10 protein-coding genes are annotated in these 14,535 nt (G+C 48.1%); 7 read left to right on the forward strand and 3 right to left on the reverse strand.

The features are described 5' to 3' along the window. Nucleotides 1–78: 78 nt before the first annotated feature. Entirely contained in the window at nucleotides 79–1,713 is a 1,635-nt protein-coding gene (locus tag CLOSYM_RS17160; protein WP_021643086.1) for an NAD(P)H-dependent oxidoreductase, read from the reverse strand. Continuing rightward, nucleotides 1,710–2,261 carry a PadR family transcriptional regulator gene (locus CLOSYM_RS17165; RefSeq protein WP_003507499.1) on the reverse strand — a complete coding sequence of 184 codons (552 nt, stop codon included), beginning with the start codon at nucleotides 2,259–2,261 and terminating at the stop codon, nucleotides 1,710–1,712. The genes CLOSYM_RS17160 and CLOSYM_RS17165 overlap by 4 nt, the downstream gene beginning before the upstream one ends. 277 nt (nucleotides 2,262–2,538) lie before the next feature. Here CLOSYM_RS17165 and CLOSYM_RS17170 point away from each other — a divergent pair, with 277 nt between their 5' ends. The 5 genes from CLOSYM_RS17170 to CLOSYM_RS17190 all read left to right on the forward strand — a co-directional run bounded on the left by CLOSYM_RS17170 (nucleotide 2,539) and on the right by CLOSYM_RS17190 (nucleotide 12,243). Next, nucleotides 2,539–5,817, forward strand: coding sequence for a hybrid sensor histidine kinase/response regulator (locus tag CLOSYM_RS17170; protein WP_243759635.1), 3,279 nt, complete (start codon nucleotides 2,539–2,541; stop codon nucleotides 5,815–5,817). Nucleotides 5,818–5,861: 44 nt separating this feature from the next. Next, nucleotides 5,862–7,280, forward strand: a complete 1,419-nt coding sequence (locus CLOSYM_RS17175) for a Wadjet anti-phage system protein JetA family protein (RefSeq protein ID WP_021643089.1) — start codon at nucleotides 5,862–5,864, stop codon at nucleotides 7,278–7,280. After that, nucleotides 7,277–7,966 (forward strand): DUF4194 domain-containing protein, encoded by a 690-nt coding sequence (locus tag CLOSYM_RS17180; RefSeq protein WP_003505290.1) that lies wholly within the window; start codon nucleotides 7,277–7,279, stop codon nucleotides 7,964–7,966. The genes CLOSYM_RS17175 and CLOSYM_RS17180 overlap by 4 nt, the downstream gene beginning before the upstream one ends. Further along, nucleotides 7,944–11,315, forward strand: a complete 3,372-nt coding sequence (locus CLOSYM_RS17185; RefSeq protein WP_044902717.1) for an ATP-binding protein — start codon at nucleotides 7,944–7,946, stop codon at nucleotides 11,313–11,315. Before CLOSYM_RS17180 ends, CLOSYM_RS17185 begins: the two co-directional genes overlap by 23 nt. Nucleotides 11,316–11,463: 148 nt before the next feature. Beyond that, nucleotides 11,464–12,243, forward strand: a complete 780-nt coding sequence (locus CLOSYM_RS17190) for a prolipoprotein diacylglyceryl transferase (RefSeq protein ID WP_009298937.1) — start codon at nucleotides 11,464–11,466, stop codon at nucleotides 12,241–12,243. Nucleotides 12,244–12,276: 33 nt separating this feature from the next. Here the strand turns inward: CLOSYM_RS17190 and CLOSYM_RS17195 are convergent, their stop codons facing one another. Beyond that, the gene (locus CLOSYM_RS17195) at nucleotides 12,277–13,161 is read right to left on the reverse strand and encodes a LysR family transcriptional regulator (protein ID WP_003505286.1); all 885 of its coding nucleotides are present in this window, start codon (nucleotides 13,159–13,161) and stop codon (nucleotides 12,277–12,279) included. Between the two features lie 181 nt (nucleotides 13,162–13,342). Between CLOSYM_RS17195 and CLOSYM_RS17200 the strand changes: the two genes are divergently transcribed. Both CLOSYM_RS17200 and CLOSYM_RS17205 read left to right on the forward strand, forming a co-directional pair. Then, on the forward strand, nucleotides 13,343–13,909 hold the full coding sequence (locus CLOSYM_RS17200) for a chromate transporter (protein WP_003505285.1): 567 nt from the start codon (nucleotides 13,343–13,345) through the stop codon (nucleotides 13,907–13,909). Then, complete coding sequence (locus CLOSYM_RS17205; protein ID WP_003507493.1) at nucleotides 13,906–14,466, forward strand: chromate transporter; 561 nt, start codon at nucleotides 13,906–13,908, stop codon at nucleotides 14,464–14,466. The genes CLOSYM_RS17200 and CLOSYM_RS17205 overlap by 4 nt, the downstream gene beginning before the upstream one ends. The last annotated feature ends 69 nt before the right edge of the window (nucleotides 14,467–14,535 follow it).

A 14,535-nucleotide genomic window follows, 5' to 3' on the forward strand; every position in this document is an offset into this window, starting at 1 on the left:
ACCTGCTTAACTAAATCTCCATAGTGTTAACTAAATGACATTGCTGTCTGAACAGTTACGTTTCATCTGACAACCGGGTCACATGTAAGTGTGTCCGTTTCCTCCGGCTATTTTAGCGGGATACCATTTTGAAAACCAAGCCGTAAATAAACCAAGTAATCCTGTGACGATCCAAACGGAAATTTCAAATATCAGCATCTTCTGCGTATTAACGGCGAACAACTCAACAACGCCCCATAGCAGATAAGCGATACTCCACATTACGGTTAAAATGCGGTTTGTCCGGATGAAAAGTGGAATTTCCCAGGCTTTTTCGCCGCCGTAATCGTTGCAGGAATAATATGCCGTGACCGGTATCCTTAAAAATGAGGAAGCCAGCCAGAGCAATCCCGATGCAAAAAAGGGGATTGATAACTGCCAGTCCGCACCCCCGGTGACAATCACGATGAGTCCGGCCAATGTGACGGAAAAAGCGCCGATTCGTTCATACGGTGTGGGCTTGAACCAGAGGTGCAGAATAGATATGAATCCGCCTGCCAAAATCCCCGCTGCTCCGCCAAGAATATAATTAAAAGGCATTAGAGTCCACATTGCAATAAAAGGGAGTAAAAGTAGAAGCATATTCGACTGTTTCCGGATAACCGGTGTGGCTTTCGCCTGTTTTCCCGGACTGAAGAAATCGTCCATCTTCATCATGGTATTGAGATCACCGAAAACCTTATACATCCGTTTCATCATGGCTTCCGAACCGTCTATTTTACCTTCTGAAATTTCGAGCCATATCTGAAATGGCGTTTCGATTCTGGTGGTGCAGGGGGTGAAATCTTCAGTTTTGACCGTGCAGTTTTCTTTGCCAAGTAAAAGCTGATACGTTTTATCCAGATCGGTAAAGTACATTTCCAAAACAATATCTTTTGTGTACATATCGGGATTATACAGTGCAGCCATCTGCCGCAGGAACGGATAGGACGTGTCCTTCGCGGCATGACTCTCAGGAGCAGAAGCTTTATTTATCCGTTCAATTTCCCAATCGGCGTTTGCCATTTCGATAAAAACTTCCGGCGGAAACAGAAGTTCGCTTAATTTATTTTGGGTCTCCTGTGAAAAACGGCCCAGCAGATGATATTCCTCCCCGGCTTTTTTTACATGGGATAAATATTCATCAATACGCCGGGATAATGCAGGTACACGAAACAGCTCACCCTCCGGACAGATGATTTTAGTCAGCCTGTCATGGAACATAAGTTCAAATTGCTGAAACAGACTGTCGTAATTGCCTTTTATTGAGGCGAAGCCGCAAGTGGAAATTAAAATATGGCGCTGATGAGATAAATCATATCGTGAAGGGTGTCCGTTTGTCCCGTCGTCATGGATATCTATAGCCGGGAGATTGATTGGCAGCAGACGGTCAAGAAACGCTTTGGTTTTTGAAGGCATGCCAAAATAATAAAGCGGGAAGCTCCATATAATCAAATCAGCGTTTCTATATTTTTCTATATGTCCTGCCATGTCATCGCGGATAAGGCACTGTCCGGGTGTTTTCGTCCAACAGGCATAGCAGCCGAGACAGTGTTCTATCATGGATTGGCTAATGTCGATTAATTCAACCGAATGATTCCGGACGGAATTCATCCCGTCTAAAAATGCGGCCATAATTTGATAGGTATTGCTGTTTTTTGATTTTGGACTGCCATTTATTACGAGGATGTTCATTGTAAACCCTCCAAGGTTTTAATCGCCTCTTCTGCGAAGTCATGGCAGGCTTTGATATGCAGTGTTCCAAAACGGGCGGTGAGCTGCCAGTATACAGAATCCTGATTTACCTCTGCGATCTGCCTGTACCGTTCTATATTGCCCATTGCTTTATCCAGTTCCTCCAGTTCATTCAGGCATCTGGCTTTATAGTCCTTCAGCATCGCGATATTTTCCGAAATGCTTCTCTCTCCTGAAAAGAAGAGTTTCATTAAAAAAGTGCTGCGTGATCGAAACTCATTGTCTAAACTATTTTCATTAAGCCAGTTGCTCAGTTCCTGTTTGCCTGCGCCGGTGATAGAATAGAGCTTTTTGTTTGGCTTATCTGTCTGTATTACAATTTCCGATGTAAGCCATCCCAGCTTTTCCATTGTGTTTAACTCCCGGTAAATTTGGCTTGTCTGCGCCTGCCAGAATAGAAAAAGAGAATCTTTGAATGTTCTGTCAATATCATATCCCGTCATATTCCCGTAATTCAAAAGACCGAGTAAACCATGTTTTAATGACATTGGCATACCTCCATTATATATTATACTTTTATTATATTCAACAAGTGGAATAAAGTCAATACTCAGCCAGTCCCCTAACCTCAATTACAAAAAGCCAGTCAAAACTTACGGAGCATAACACCTTTACCTGAGAAATGAATTCTGTTATAATTTAACATTAGATAAAAATATGCGGATGAGTATATCAGACGGGCTGGGTTTGATGGAAAAGATGTAAAACAGGGCGTGGCAGGTGCCGGAAACCGGCCCGCTGCTGTTCATTGAAAAGGGGAATCATATGAGAGAAGAGATCCTGAGAGAAGTAAGGGATTTATCGAAAGAATTGCTGCATAGATATTTTTGTGAATCAGATATGGAATACCTGATCTCCAAATTTACACAGGATATTGTGTGGATGGGGGCCGGCGAGATGATGAGGGCCGAAGGGAAGGATGCTGTGGCGGAGGCATTTCGTGCGGGAAAGGATGATATGATTCCCTGTGAATTATATGATGAGACCTACACCGTGAGGGAAGTGGCAGAGAACTGCTATTTTTGCGAGAGTACGGGATGGGCGGAATCGGTGGAAGGCTCCGGGCTGTATATGAAGGCGCACCAGAGGGCTACCTTCATATACCGGAGGGAGAACGGCGAACTTCGGCTGGCCCATCTTCATCATTCCGTATCCTACGACGATGTAAAGGATGATGAATTGTTTCCGGTGAGAGCTGCGAAGGCTTCCTACGAACAGCTCCAGGAAATGCTGGGCCAGAGAGAGCAGCAGATTGAACTGATGCTGTCACAGCTGCCCGGCGGCATGCAGATCTGCAAAAATGATGAATTATATACCACCAGATGGATCAGTCCGAGCCTGTGCCAGCTCCTGGGCTACAGCAGTCAGACGGAATATGCGGATAGAACCGGGAATTGCTGTAAGAACTTCATTTTGCCTGAAGATTTTGAAAGTGTAAGGCGGGTAACCGGAGACGAACTGGCGAGCGGCGAGTCTTATTACCTGGAATACCGCGCCATAAGGAAGAATGGGAGCATTATCTGGGTAGCCGATGTCGGTAAGAAAGTTCTGTTCCAGAACGAAGAAATTTTATACAGTTTTATCACAGACATTACGGAAAAGAAACAGAATGAACTGAAGATTGAGAAAGCGGGAAGAGAGGTGGAACGGACTGCGAAGTTTCTGACCCAGCTTTACAATACGGTTCCCTGCGGCATTCTTCAGTTTACGACGGATCCCAATCACAGGCTCGTGAGTGTCAACCGGATGGCATGGGAATTTTATGGCTTCGCATCGGAAGCAGAGTACCGCAGCGAGGTCATAACTCCGTTTCAGATGGTACTCGGAAAAGATATGGACTGGGTGTTAAAGACTGCAGAATCCCTGACTTTGTGGGGCGATGTAGCATCCTATACGAGGGAGAGCCAAAAGAAGGATGGTAAACCCGTCTGGGTCAATGTAACGATGGGAAGGATTGTGAATGCGGACGGAGAGGAAGTCATACAGGCAGTATTTACCGATATCACGGAAGTGCGGCGAATCGAAATTGAGAGCGAACGGCAGAGACTGATCGAGAATCAGTCCCTCCGGGCCGCTATCTGTACGGCCTATCCGCTGATTATGAGAATTAATCTGACCCAGGATTACTATGAGTGTTTTGTGGAAGAGCAGGACTCTTATACGATCGACCGCAGCGGAAGCTATGATGAATTGTTCCGGTACGGTGCCGAAAGAGTTTATTCCGCTTACCGCGAAGACTATTCCAGCCTGTTTTCCAGAGAAACGATAATGAAGAAGTTTGCCGACGGGGAACGGGAGATTTACCTGGAATACAGGCAGAAAGGGATGGATGAAGAGTATCACTGGATTTCATCCCATCTTATCTACGTTGATAATCCGGTTAATGGCGATATGATTGCCATACGAATGATAAAGGTACTGGATGCCCAGAGGGCGGAGATGGCGAAGCAGGAACAGCTTCTTAGAGACGCCCTGGCGGCGGCAAAAGCAGCTAACAGCGCCAAGTCCGACTTCCTTTCCAGAATGAGCCACGATATCAGAACTCCGATGAATGCAATAATTGGAATGAGTACGATTGGTAAACTGAAAATGGAAGACCCGGTCCGTGTCAGGGACTGCTTTGACAAAATCGATACCTCATCCAGATATCTGCTGTCCCTGATCAACGATATCCTGGATATGTCCAAGATAGAGACAGGGAAGATGACTCTTACCAATGAGCCCTTTGATTTTATTGAAATGATTGCCGAATTGAATTCGATTATATTCCCTCAATCCCTGGAACGCGGAATTGACTACGAGATCCATCATAAGGATCCGCTGGAACGCTGTTACATCGGTGATTCCCTGAGGCTGAAGCAGATATTGATGAATCTTCTTTCCAATGCAGTGAAATTCACAGCTCCCGGAGGAAAGATACGAACCGAGATAGAGGAAGAAAAACGGATTAACGGGTTTGCCATTTTTAAAATCTCTGTCAGTGATACGGGAATCGGCATGACACCTGAATTTCTGGAGAAGCTTTACCAGCCGTTTGAGCAGGAGACGCTGGACAGTGCAAGGAATAAGATTGGAAGCGGGCTGGGATTGTCTATTGTATACAATCTTGTCAACCTGATGGGCGGTGACATAAAAGCCGAGAGCAGGAAAGGACATGGGAGCCGTTTTACTGTCCGGCTGCCGTTCGGGCTGCTCAGTGATGACGGAGAGCGGGAAAAAGAACGTAAGACCAGTCAGCTGCTGAATAATATGAAGGTTCTTATTGCAGATGACGACGAGTACATAGGAGAGCAGGCAGCCGGGATTCTCGAAGGAATCGGGGCAGGAACTGTTTTTGTCAATTCCGGCATCAAAGCTGTAGCGGAAGTAAAGAAAGCGCTGGAAGAAGGCTGGCTGTTTGACGTGGCGATGATTGACTGGAGAATGCCGGAGATGGACGGGATTGAGACGGTACGCCGTATCAGGCAGCTCACAGGCCCGGATACGATGATTATTATTATTTCAGCCTATGACTGGAGCAGTATTGAGGCGGAGGCCAGGGCTGCCGGCGCTGACTACTTTATTTCCAAACCGCTGTTTCGCGCTTCGGTCTATGAGACGTTTACGAAATTCAGAGGCAGAAACAGTGTTGAGCTGAAACAGCAGGCCGTAGAGAGCGCTTTCCTGGGGAAAAAGGTTCTTTTGGTGGAAGATAACGAGCTGAATATGGAAATTGCCAAATCGCTGCTGGAAATGCATGGACTCTGCATTGTGACGGCGAAGGACGGACGGGCCGCGGTGAATACCTTTGAAGTATCTCCTGAGGGCAGCTTCTTTGCTGTTCTTATGGATATCAGAATGCCTGAGATGAACGGTTTAGAGGCCACCAGAGCCATTCGTGCCATGGATAGAAGCGATGCCCGTACGGTACCGATTCTGGCTATGACGGCCAATGCTTTTGATGAGGACAGGATGGAAGCATTAGATGCAGGAATGAACGGATATCTTGTAAAGCCGCTGGATCTGACCATGCTTATTTCAGCGCTTAAATCATTGGATGGGTAGAAAAAACGGTCAGGCGCTTTTCAGAAGGGCCGTGGAGGCAAAGGATGAGACTGATGAATGAAATACCGGACCGGTTTTGGAGCTTATTCCGCTCCGTTAACCGGCCCGTCTATATAGAAGCATTACTAAAAATCAATGAAGAATACGAATACAGCAATTATTTTTTAAGCAGGGAGGCGTGCATCCGGATTCTGGGAGAGCATTTTGCCCGGAAAAAATACGTTATCTGGCAGGATGAACTGGAGGACGAGCTGGATACGCTGGAACCTCCGGCAACCAGGGTGCTGGGATGGCTTTTGCGGGCCGGATGGCTCAGGAAAGTCGATGATTACGCATCCATGACGGCCAATATAGTCATACCCGACTATGCGGCTGTCATGCTGGAAGCGTTTCGCAGACTCCACAGCGATGAGGAAGACGAAACCCAGATCTATATTCAGAATATCTATGCAATTCTGTTTTCCCTGAAAAATGACAGAAGAGCCGGGCTGAGCCTTCTCGGCACGGCGCTGGTCAACACGAAAAAGCTGAATAAGACGCTTCAGGACATGCTGCACAATATGGATAAATTTTTTGCCGGCCTGCTGCAGCAGAAAAACTATGCAAATCTTCTGAAAGATCACCTGGAAGGTTATGTGGAAGAAATTGTCAGGAAGAAGTACCATATTTTGAAGACATCCGATAATTTCTATCTCTATAAAACCGATATTAAGCACTGGATCGGGGAGATGAGGGATGATGAGCAGTGGCTGGAGGCTCTTGTCAGAAAGAGCGCCGCAGATTCATACGGCCTGTTATCCGCCGGCAGGACGGCAGAGGAAGAACAGAAGGCCGCCGAGACGCGGATGATGGAGGATATCCTTGAAAAGCTAAGCCAGATTGAACGCGGTTTTGATGATATTGAACACAGGATTTCCAATATGGACAAAGAGCATTCCAGGTATGTCCGCGCCACGGTGACGCGGTTGAATTACCTTCTGAACCAGGAGGACAATACAAAGGGGCTGATTATCAGACTGCTGAACCGCCTGGCGGATGACGGGGAGCAGGAGAACATGCTCACGGAGACAGGAAAACGGATGAATCTGTCCCAGATGAATATCCTGTCGGAGGCATCCCTATACAAGCGCAGAAAGGTAAAGGCCGATTTCTCAAAGAATCTGGAGCCGGACGAGGAGGATAAGGAGCTGACCACAGAGGAAATTCTCAACTTGAACCGGGTGAAGAACCGTTACAGCCGCAGCGAGATAGAGAATTTTATCACGCAGAGAGCCGTATCGGGGAAAATGGAGGCAGATGCGGACACCGTATCCTGTGATGAGGAATTTGAGAAACTGATCCTTGCCTATGACTATTCCACGAGACAGAAAAGCCGGTACCTTGTGGAGGAGGAAGAGGCGGAAATGATAGATAACGGCAGATACCGCTATCCGAAGCTGGTATTTGTAAGGAGGAACGAATGACAGATATTCCATATTTTGACGGTCTGATGGGAGAAGAACAGAGGGAGATTACAGACTCAATCCGCCTTTTGCTCCGTCAGACCTTTATTCTCGAGCGGAAATATGACAGACGGACCGGACGGTTCCAGTATAACCGGGAATTCCGTATCTGCAATAAACACCTGGAGTTTATACGCACTTATTTTTCCATCAGCGGCATATCGGTTTATGAGAACAGCCAGCTTGGTGTCATTTATATTCAGGGAGAGACGCTTGTGGGGGATAAGCTGCCCAGGCTTGCCACCCTGTATCTTCTGATACTGAAGCTGATTTATGATGAACAGATGGAAAGCGTATCAACCAGCGTCAATGTGTATACGACGCTTGGCGAGATGCATGAAAAGCTCGGAAGCTACCGGCTTTTTAAGAAACAGCCGTCGCCGACCGATATCAGGAGAGCGGTGACTCTTCTGAAAAAATATCAGGTGATCGAACCGCTTGAGCTTCTGGACGACCTGAACGGGAACAGCCGCCTGATCGTTTATCCCTGTATCAATGTGGTGCTGCTGGGGGACGATGTCAGGGAACTGCTGGAATCATTCAGGGAGGACGAGGCCCTGCAGGCAGGGACGCCGCAGCGGGAGATTAATTCCGCTTTGGAACCGGAGATTGAGGAGGACGATGATGATACAACAGACGAAGACTGACAGGGAGCGCTTTGTGGCACTTTCCCGCATCTGCCTGAATAACTGGCATTATATCAGCCGGAAGACTCTTTCCTTCAGCGAAGAAATCAACTTTTTCACCGGGCACTCCGGCAGCGGAAAATCGACTGTGATTGATGCGATGCAGATAGTTCTGTATGCCAACACGGACGGAAGAGGCTTTTTCAATAAAGCGGCCGCGGATGATTCCGACCGCAGCCTGATTGAGTATCTGAGAGGCATGGTGAACATAGGGGAAAATAATGAATTTGCCTATCTGAGAAACAGAAATTTCTCTACGACCATCGTTTTGGAGCTGAAACAGACGGACACGGAGGAATGCCAGTGTGTCGGCATTGTATTTGACGTGGAGACGGCTTCCAATGAAATCTCGAGAAAGTTTTTCTGGCATAAAGGGCCTCTGTGGGAGAACAACTACAGGACAGAGGGGCGCGCCATGACCATCGCGGAGGTGGAGGAGGAGCTGCTGCGTTCCTATGGAAAAGAAGAGTGTTTTTATACCTCCCATAATGAGCGGTTCCGCAGGCTTCTCTACGATGTATATCTGGGCGGCCTTGATCAGGAAAAATTCCCCCTGCTTTTTAAGAGGGCGATACCATTCAGGATGAATATCAAACTGGAGGATTTTGTAAAAGAATACATCTGCATGGAGCAGGATATCCATATTGAGGATATGCAGGAAAGCGTGATGCAGTACGGCAGAATGAGACAGAAAATAGAAGATACCTGCCGGGAAATAGAGGAACTCAAAGAGCTGGCCGCACAATACCGTGAGGTACAGGCCCAGGAGGAGCAGATTCGGGCGAATACCTATTTCATGAATAAGATGGAAATAATGAATCTTCGTCTTCAGGTGTCCGAGATATCCGACCGTATCGGACAGGCGGCCTCCGATCTGGATAAACAGGAAGTATTGGAAAAACAGGTGGTGAGTCAGGCTGCACAGTTGAAATTAAGGAGCGACGAGCTGCTCCGGCAGATTGCGTCCACCGGATACGATGAGCTGAAGGATAAACTCCTCAATCTCAATGAACTGCTGGAACATCTTTCAAAAAGCGCGGACAAATGGCAGAGGACGGCGGAAGGGCTGAAGGCGTGGGTCGATGAGGATGTCACATCCAACCAGACCATCTGGGATATAGAGGAATTTGAGGCCCGTACCATCGGCAGGGAGGCGCTTATCCGGCTGAAGGCATCCGTGGAGGAGATGCGGGAGGATGTGGGAAGACAGAAACAGGAGGCCGGTTCAATCCTCCGTGAGCTGTCAAAGCGGGAAAAACAGGCCTGTGAGGAGCTTAGCCAGTTAAAGGCCGGAAACAAGGCATATCCGAAAAACCTGGAGAATGCACGGGCATATATTAAACGGCGGCTTCTGGAAGAGTGCAGAAGATCGGTGGAGGTCCATGTCCTGTCCGACCTTCTTGATATCAGGAACGATGAGTGGAGAAATGCCGTAGAAGGCTATCTGGCGGGCAGCAAGCTGTCTCTGGTCGTTGCACCGGCTTATGCAAAGACGGCAATGGAGATTTACGGGGAGCTGGACCGCAGGGAGTATTGGAATGTAGCTGTCCTGGATACGGAAAAAGCGTCAAAAGCCGCTCCGCCTATATTTGAAAATGCCTTGTCAAAGGAGGTGGAGGTGCGGGAGGATTACCTTCGGCCCTTCATTGATATGCTGCTGGGGAAGGTGATCAAGTGCCGCGGCATAGAGGAACTTCGGAAAAACAGGACGGGAATTACGCCGGACTGCATGCTTTACCGCAATTACCGCCTGCAGTATATCAATCCGGATCATTATACGAAATGGGCTTATATCGGAAAGGCGAGCGTGAAGAAAAGAATCCGCCTGCTGGAAGAAGAGATAGAACAGTGCCGTGCACAGAAAAAACCGCAGGAGGAGCTTCAAAAGGAATGCATCCGGCTCCTGGGGCTTGAGAAGCTGGAAAGCAGTGCGGACACTTATCTTGAATGGCTCCTCGATATCAGGCAGGTAAAGGAGAAGACCAGGGAGAAAAAGCGGCTGGAAGATAAGCTTCTCAAACTCAGGGAACAGAATATCGATGAGTGGGAGAAAGAGCGGGAGGCGGTCGAGGCCCTGCGCTTTGCCAAAGAGGAGGGGATCCGCGAGACAGGCAGACAGATAGACCGCAGCCGGGATGAACTCGAGAGATATAAAAAAGAGGCCGTATGGCAGCAGGGAGAGCTTTCCGACCGGGAGCGCAGCTTCACAAAGGTGCAGGAGCTGGAGGACCGGTTAGACGAATTTCTCTCCAAACGTGAAAATCCGAGGCTTGACAAACTGGGGGATTATTTCAAAGGCAGGGCGGCAGCGGCGGCGGAAGCAAGGGACCGCGCGTTTGAACAGCTGCTCGGCCGCCGGCTTGAATACCTGAAACGTTATCCGAACAGGAGCTTTTCACCCAGCGCAAAGGATAATGCGGCATACGACAAGCTGCTCGATACGCTGAGCTGCGATAACCTTGAGCATTACAGGGAAGCGGCGGCAGAACAGGCCAAGACGGCGGTGGAGCATTTTAAAGACGACTTTATGTATAAAATCCGCAGCGCCATCCGCGAGGCGGTTCAGCGAAAGGATGAACTGAACCGGATTATCAGCAGCCTGAATTTCGGAAAGGACAAATATCAGTTTGTCATCGGCAGAAACAGGGGAGCCGACGGCCGTTTTTACGACATGTTTATGGATGAAGCGCTGGAGGTAAATCCGTCTAAACTCAGCCAGACCTTTGAAAACCAGATGAATTTCTTTACAATGGAGCATGAGAACCAGTATGGTGAGCAGATTAATGAACTGATTAATATCTTCATCCCGCCGGAGAACGCTTCGGCGGAGGAGATGGAAGAGGCCCGCAGGAATATGGATAAATATGCCGATTACCGTACCTATCTCTCCTTTGACATGCAGCAGATTATTAAAAATGACGATGGAATCATGAAGCTGCAGCTGAGCAAAATGATAAAAAAGAATTCAGGAGGCGAGGGGCAGAATCCTCTCTATGTCGCGCTTTTAGCCAGCTTTGCCCAGGCGTACCGGGTCGGGCTGCCGCCAAAACTGAGACGGAGCCCTACCATCCGGCTTGTGGTTTTAGACGAGGCCTTCTCTAAAATGGATGCGGAAAAGGTGGCAAGCTGTATCCAGTTGATCCGGGATCTGGGCTTCCAGGCCATCATCAGCGCTACCAATGATAAAATCCAGAACTACGTGGAGAATGTAAATAAAACGTTTGTCTTTGCCAATCCGAATAAAAAGGCTATTTCCATCCGTGAGTTCGAGCGGGAGGAGATGCCGCAGCTGATGAAAGGGTTGGTTTAGTTGATGTAGGGAGTCTTCCGTCCCGACCGTGTCCCGGCGGCTTTACAAAATTATAAACTTTCTCTGAAAAAATACGCATATCCATTGCAGGATGGCAGAAAAGAAGATATACTAAACACCGATACATCAACACAGAACGGAGGACAACATGAAGAACGACTTGCTTACAATCGGCGGCTTTACGATACATGGATATGGCCTTATGATAGGACTCGGCTTTGTGGCCGCATATTTTATGACGGAGTACAGGGCGAGCAAACAGGGACTCGACAGCGATAAGATTATTTCCCTTGCCGGCTGGACAATCATTGCCGGGCTGATCTGCGCAAAGCTTTTGTATTATGTTACAATTTTTGACGATATTATCGCGAATCCGAAACTGCTTTTGGACCTGGGAGACGGCTTTGTTGTTTACGGCGGGATTATCGGCGGTATATTCGGCGGATTTCTGTTTACCCGTGTACACAAGGTACCGTTTTTTAAGTACTTTGATCTGGTTATGCCGTCAGTTGCCCTGGCTCAGGGACTTGGCCGGATTGGCTGTTATCTGGCCGGCTGCTGCTACGGACTCCAGGTGGACAGCCCGATATCCATCGTGTTTACAAATTCAGCGTTCGCGCCGAACGGAGTGCCGCTGCTTCCGACCCAGCTTATATCAAGCGGACTGAATTTCCTGCACTGTATTGTGCTTCTTTGGTTTGCCAGGAGAGCAAAAGCACCCGGCCAGGTATCGGCGCTGTATCTGATTTGTTACAGTGCGGGGCGGTTTGTGCTTGAATATTTCAGAGGAGATTTAATCCGCGGCTCCGTGGGGACATTCTCCACATCCCAGTTTATTTCCATCTTTATTTTTATAGCCGGAGTGGCGTTGTTTATTGCAAGTCCGAAGCTGAATAAAGGCGGCGAAGAAACGAGCGGCGAAGCATAAAAATGCATTGAAACATTCAGAAGGCTGCAGGCATTAAGAAGAGCTGTACTGCATAACACAGAATTCGATGAATGACCGGGCCAGCTCCGGAAGATATTTATTTTTATGGTAGATAACTGAAAAACAGCGTTCCAGATTGATATCTTTCAGGACAACCTCTTTCAGGGTTCCTTCTGTTAAAGCGTTCCGGACAATGAGCCTGGGGAGGATTGTAATCCCCAGGTTTTTTTTGAGCGCTTCGATGATTGCTTCATTGCTGGCACTCTCCCAGGCCGGGGTGATTTTCAGGCCGTGAAGGGAACAGAGACTTTTTACGATTTCACTGGTTGCACTTCCGGTCTCGCGCATCAGAAAATCGTAGGAGAACAGTTCGCCTGGGAGAGCATATTTTTTCAGAGCAAGGGGATGTGACGCGCCGCAGACAAGACAGAGGCGGTCTTTCATAAAAGGTATCTCGATAAACTGAGACGAGGAAGGAGAGCCTTCTATCAGCGCAAAGTCGATCTCATTGGAAAGAAGGGCCTCTTCAATGGCGGAATAGTTTTTTATCAATGCCGAAATTTTGAAATCCGGGTGCTTCTGACGGAAGCGGATTAAAAGTTCGGGGAGAAGGCTCGTTCCGATCGTGATGCCCGCGCCGATTTTCAATGTTCCCGTGGAGCCGGATTTTTTCATTCCCTTTTCCATTTCATCGAAAAGAGAAGAGATATGAAGAGCATAGTGATAAAACTGCTGGCCTGCTTCCGTTACGTAAATCCGGCGCGACATCCGATCGAACAGACGGAGTCCATAGTATTCTTCCAGTTCACTGATGGCAAGGCTGACGGAGGGCTGGGCCAGATGCAGTTTTTCAGCGGCTTTCGTAATACTTTCGCATTGATATACGGTGACGAAAATACGGATGTGGCGAAGTGTCATAATCCTGTCCTTTCTCGTTTGAAATATGAAAATACATAATGAATTAATTATCTATATTATATAATAATAGTATTTTACAAATAGATCAAGAGCGGTTATAATGCAAGCAAATGAGGTACAGAAGTTACTGTACACGCAAGCAAAAAGTGTCTGCGGCGCAGTGAAAGAGGAGGAGAACTGAATGGAACGAGGGAAAGTAATATGGAAGCTGTTTATTTCCACGCTTTATCTGAGCGCATTTACTTTCGGTGGAGGATACGTGATTATCACGCTGATGAAAAAGAAATTCGTGGATGAATATCACTGGATTGATGAGGAGGAGATGCTGGATCTGGTAGCTATCGCCCAATCCGCTCCGGGGCCGATTGCCGTAAACGGAGCGATTGTCATTGGGTATAAGCTGGCCGGCGTTCCCGGGCTTCTGGTGTCCATTCTGGGTACAGTGACTCCGCCTTTTGTCATTCTCTCTATCGTATCCCTGTTCTATACGGCATTCCGGGAGAATCTTTACATTGGCATGATGTTAGAGGGAATGCAGGCCGGCGTTGGAGCTGTCATCGCGTCAGTCGTTTACGATATGGGAGAGGGAATCGTACGGGGGAAAAAATATATTTCCATTCTGATTATGGTTCTGTCATTCATTGCCGTCTATTTTCTGAATATCAGCGCCGTTTATATTATACTGGCCTGCGGTGTCCTCGGCGCCGTCAGGACGCTACTGGCCCAGAGGGGAGGTAAGACATCATGATTTATCTTCAGCTTTTTTTGAGCTTCCTTCAAATCGGTGCATTCAGCTTTGGCGGCGGCTATGCGGCCATGCCTTTGATACAGGCGCAGGTGGTGGATCTGCACCACTGGCTTTCGCTCGGTGAGTTCACCGATCTGGTCACGATTTCCCAGATGACGCCGGGGCCGATTGCAATTAATTCGGCCACCTTCGTAGGACTGAAGATTGCCGGCTTTTCCGGCGCTCTCTGCGCCACCTTCGGCTGCATCCTGCCCTCCTGCATTATCGTATCGGTGATTGCCTGGATTTACATGAAATACAGGAAGATGACGCTTCTGCAGGGAGTCCTTAACTCACTCCGCCCGGCCGTAGTCTCCCTGATCGGGGCGGCAGGCCTGTCCATCATAATCACGGCCTTTTTCGGAGAGCAGGGCGTGATGGCGCTCCAGAATCTGAAGGTGCAGGCCGTTGTGATATTCGCTGTTTCAGTTTATCTGCTTCGTTGGAGACATATGAACCCGATAACTGTGATGCTGCTGGCAGGGGTGATGCAGGTTGGAATCGGACTCGTCAAATAGGCAGGTGAACTGTTTTAACAGTTCAGACAGGTCTCTGTTACTAAAGCATATGGAGATTTAACTGAGGTT

The organism is [Clostridium] symbiosum ATCC 14940 (assembly GCF_000466485.1).
Taxonomy (GTDB): domain Bacteria; phylum Bacillota; class Clostridia; order Lachnospirales; family Lachnospiraceae; genus Otoolea; species Otoolea symbiosa.